3 protein-coding genes are annotated in these 3512 nt (G+C 64.2%); all 3 read right to left on the bottom strand.

Features of this window, described 5'->3' with window-relative positions:
- Nucleotides 1-659: 659 nt before the first annotated feature.
- Entirely contained in the window at nt 660-1076 is a 417-nt protein-coding gene (locus tag CHF16_RS38970) for a hypothetical protein (protein WP_143228380.1), read from the bottom strand.
- Complete coding sequence (locus CHF16_RS38965) at nt 1076-2116, bottom strand: polymorphic toxin-type HINT domain-containing protein (RefSeq protein WP_179271933.1); 1041 nt, start codon at nt 2114-2116, stop codon at nt 1076-1078. The genes CHF16_RS38970 and CHF16_RS38965 overlap by 1 nt, the downstream gene beginning before the upstream one ends.
- A partial coding sequence (locus CHF16_RS38960; RefSeq protein WP_143228378.1) for an RHS repeat-associated core domain-containing protein occupies nt 2098-3512 on the bottom strand: 1415 nt, incomplete at its 5' end. The genes CHF16_RS38965 and CHF16_RS38960, both read right to left, overlap by 19 nt.

Below are 3512 nucleotides of genomic sequence, written 5' to 3'. Positions count from 1 at the left end.
CCGTCCGCTGCGGCGCCGGAATCGCCTGGATCCGGTACCAGGGCCCCGGCAGCACGAACGGCTCAGCCTCCGGCGGCCCGGCCCGCATCCCCGGCGGCGGCCCACCCGGCGGCACACCGGTCCCCCCTCGATAGGGCGGCAGGGGCGGCATCCCAGGCGGCAAAGTCACCCCAGCATCCTGACGCCCCCCACCTCCCCACGCCAACGCCCCACCAAAAGCGCTATGCGCCCTCCACGCCGGAACCAGTTGCGAGTATCGGTCACTTCGAAACTCCGCCGGTCGTCAGAGAGGCAACCCAGCACTGAAGATCCATGTCCGCGATGCGAGCACGAATGAGTAACCCCGCCTACCCGGTTCCGCCCACGGGCGAGGCGATCGGAGCCCTCATGCAAGCGCCGCAGCACGACATGGAGCAGGGTTCTTCACCGACGCCGGACGTCGACGACCCGGCCGGCATCACCTGGGACTGCCCCCGCCTGTTCGGCACCCCCCGGACAACCGCACAGGCGCCCACGGACAGCCCGCTGTGTCAGGCTGGTGGCCCGCTCCTGTCAGGGCTTTGAGAAGTGATCAACCGGTATCACCCATGCCCGAGAAAAGAGCGTCACGCAAACTCGCCTCCCTGCCGCAGACCCGGTATCACCACCCCGGATGGGCCTCACACATCGAGTCGATGGATCAAGTCCTCGACGTCAGAGGCAACTTGCACCCATGCGAAACCATCCGAACTAGCAAGGTAAAGCACTCTCGGCACCACATCCGACTCCCGATAGTCCAAGACGAACGGCATGTCGGTTCCCAGGACGCCGATGAGTACCGAAAGCCGCAGATCGATACCAAGACTGGTATCTACTTCCGGTTCCCAAAAAATGTCAAGCGGCTCGAGTTCCCGCCAAAGCTCGTTACAGCGCACCAATTCGGAAAGATCGAAAAAATGCGCTTCATTGGGTCGTTCCCCAAAGATCTCCAAAAATACCTGTTCGTCCGCAGGCGGAACCCACCTCCCCTCCTTCAAAAGCACTTCCAGCGCGGCGGGAATGCGATGACCGAGAACTTGAAGATCGCCCATTTCCATCACCCGGATACTTCTAGGCCAGTGAGGTTCCGCAGCGCCTCCATAATAGGCTCACGGTACTGTGTCGGAGCCGCAGCGTTACGGAAGTTCCGTCGATTCACGCTCCCCGAGTTCCATCTCACCTCGAGCGATCCATCCCGCACGATTGCGACAAAACCGACCGTTTCCGTCGAGTTTCCGAACATTTCCCGATTGGTCCTACCATGCCCCCCGGCCTGCGGAACGAGCGCCTGTGGGCCGCTACTGAGTCGCGCGACCAATCGACCCGTGGTGGGATCGTATACCCCGCTGAAACCATAGCCTTCCGGCATGGCTCTGACCGAAGCGCGGTTGTGCTCTATGGCCTGCCCGGTTGCAATGACCCTGAGATCGCAAACGTCCTCGTTGTGGACGAGGACCGAAGACTGCCCGGCCTCTACATAGTACGTGTGCAGGTTAGCGATGGTCAGGTTGTGGACGCGTTGGTGTCGAGTGGTCTCGTGCTCGGCCACGGTTATCTGGACGTAGGTGCCGGCGCTGCTGCGAAGCCACATGCCGGGCTTGAGGTCGGCGGCCTCGACCCAGGCGTTGATGTCGCCACCGACCCAGAAGGGATGTGTGTCGGTCGCGATGAGCACGCCGCTCTTCGGCTTCTTGAGGAGAGGTGTCGCGGTCGTGGGCTCGGGCGTGTCACCCTCCGTCCATCCGAGAGCCGGAGCGTCCGCGTTCACGGTGATCTGGACCAGGTTCTTGTCGCCCTTGCTGGTGATGGTGCCGAGGACCGGTTGAGCTCGGGTCTTGCCCGTCTCGGGGTCCGTGGCGAGGACCTTGTCGCCGACCTTGACGTCCTCGATGGGTTTGCGGGTGCCGTCGGCCATGAGGACATCGGTGCCCGGGACGAAACTGCTGCTGCACCGCAGGTTCCGGGCCACGCCCGCCAGCCTCTGCCGGAGCTTCGTTGTGGTGGGGCTGGGCCGCCCGCGCCGTCCGCGCCCGCCGAGGAAGATGGCGAATCCGCCGTTGAGATCGATCCAGGCTTTGTTCAGCTTGGCGTAGAACATAGTTCTGACGCATTCGTCCATGCTGCGCACGCGTGGAGTGCGGCCTCGATGTCCACCGCTTGCACTTCCGGTGCATAACGGTATCCGCCCGGATTCGCGAACTGGTAGAAGAAGGGCCAGAACTTCTTCCGGAAACGAACTATGTCGATGTACTTGGGAACGGTGATCGTATTCCATGCACCAACGTGGCGTGACGTCCGGGAGTTGAGTCCTCCGCCCGTGGAGGCGACCATCCGTCCGCCACCGTCGTAGACGTCGTAGCATCCATTGGAATTGGATCGGCGGTCGACTCCGTCCCCGTTGTAGCAGTCGACCTGCCCGGTGCCGGTGGGGAAGCACATCTTCCCGTCGGGATCTGCGTTGCTGACCGGCGAGTTGTTGGCATAGGCGTAACCGTTCATCTGCTGGGGGTCGGCCGGGTCCATAAGGGGGTCGACGGAGATGAAGCGGCCGGTGTCGGGGTCGTATTCGCGAGCGCCCAGATGGGTGAGGCCGGTGGGGTCCCGGACACCTCCGACGAACCCTCTGTCGTTCGGCCAGGTGGCATCCTCGTCCATGCCGCGGATCGACCCGAAGGGTGTGAACCGGCGGACCGTGCTGGACTGGGTGGCCGCGTTGATGGCGATCTGGTCCGTGCCTTGGTGGTCACCGGTCAGATAGGTGATAGTGCCGTCGGACGCGCGCATCGCGACGGTCTGACCGGCGAAGGCGTAGTAGCGGGTCCCGGTAGCGGAGGAGGCGCCGTTTAGGGCCCGTAGTTCGGTGCCGCCGGGCAGGTAGAGGGTGGAGCCGGTGGGGTCCTTGCGGATGAGGCGGTTGCCGTCGGCGTCGTAGATGTAGGTTTCGTCGTTGCCGTGCTGGGTGACCTTGGTTAGTTCGCCTTCGGTGTCCCAGGTGAAGGTCTGGGTGCTGCTGCTGGGGCTGCCGTCTGCGGTCTGGATGGTGGTGGTGTTGCCGGTGGCGTCGTAGGTGTAGGTGTCGGTGCGGTTTCCGGTGGGGCTGTTCTGGGTGAGTTGGGTGAGGCGGTTGCCTTGGCCTGCGGGTGCGTAGGTGTAGGTGCGGGTGGTGTCGGTGGTTCCGGCGATGCCGTGGCGGGTTTCGCCGGTGCGGTTGCCTGCCTTGTCGTAGGTGAAGGACTGCCAGTACGGGGCCGGGCCGCCGATCACCGAGGAGGATGGTTCGGCGGCGCAGGCCCCGGTGGTGCCTTGGCTCCATGCCTGGGTGAGGCGTCGCAAGTGGTCGTAGGTGAAGCACTGGTTGTCGACGCCGTCGCGGGAGGTGTCGGTGATGGAGGTGATGGAGCCGGAGTCGGTGTAGTGGTAGGTGGCGAAGCGGTCGTTGCCGTCGATGCCCTCGCGGAAGGTCTTGGCGGTGTCCAGGCGCTGGGTGCCGTACT

The organism is Actinomadura meyerae (genome assembly GCF_900188445.1).
In the GTDB taxonomy this organism is placed as follows: Bacteria; Actinomycetota; Actinomycetes; order Streptosporangiales; family Streptosporangiaceae; genus Spirillospora; species Spirillospora meyerae.
Note: the sequence above shows the minus strand (reverse complement) of the source record. Positions and strands in the feature narration are given on the sequence as shown.

Bases quoted from the DNA above. Each gene is read 5' to 3' on its own strand.
- CHF16_RS38970 (WP_143228380.1), bottom strand. From the start codon at position 1,076: ATGGAAATGGGCGATCTTCAAGTTCTCGGTCATCGCATTCCCGCCGCG.
- CHF16_RS38965 (WP_179271933.1), bottom strand. From the start codon at position 2,116: ATGTTCTACGCCAAGCTGAACAAAGCCTGGATCGATCTCAACGGCGGA.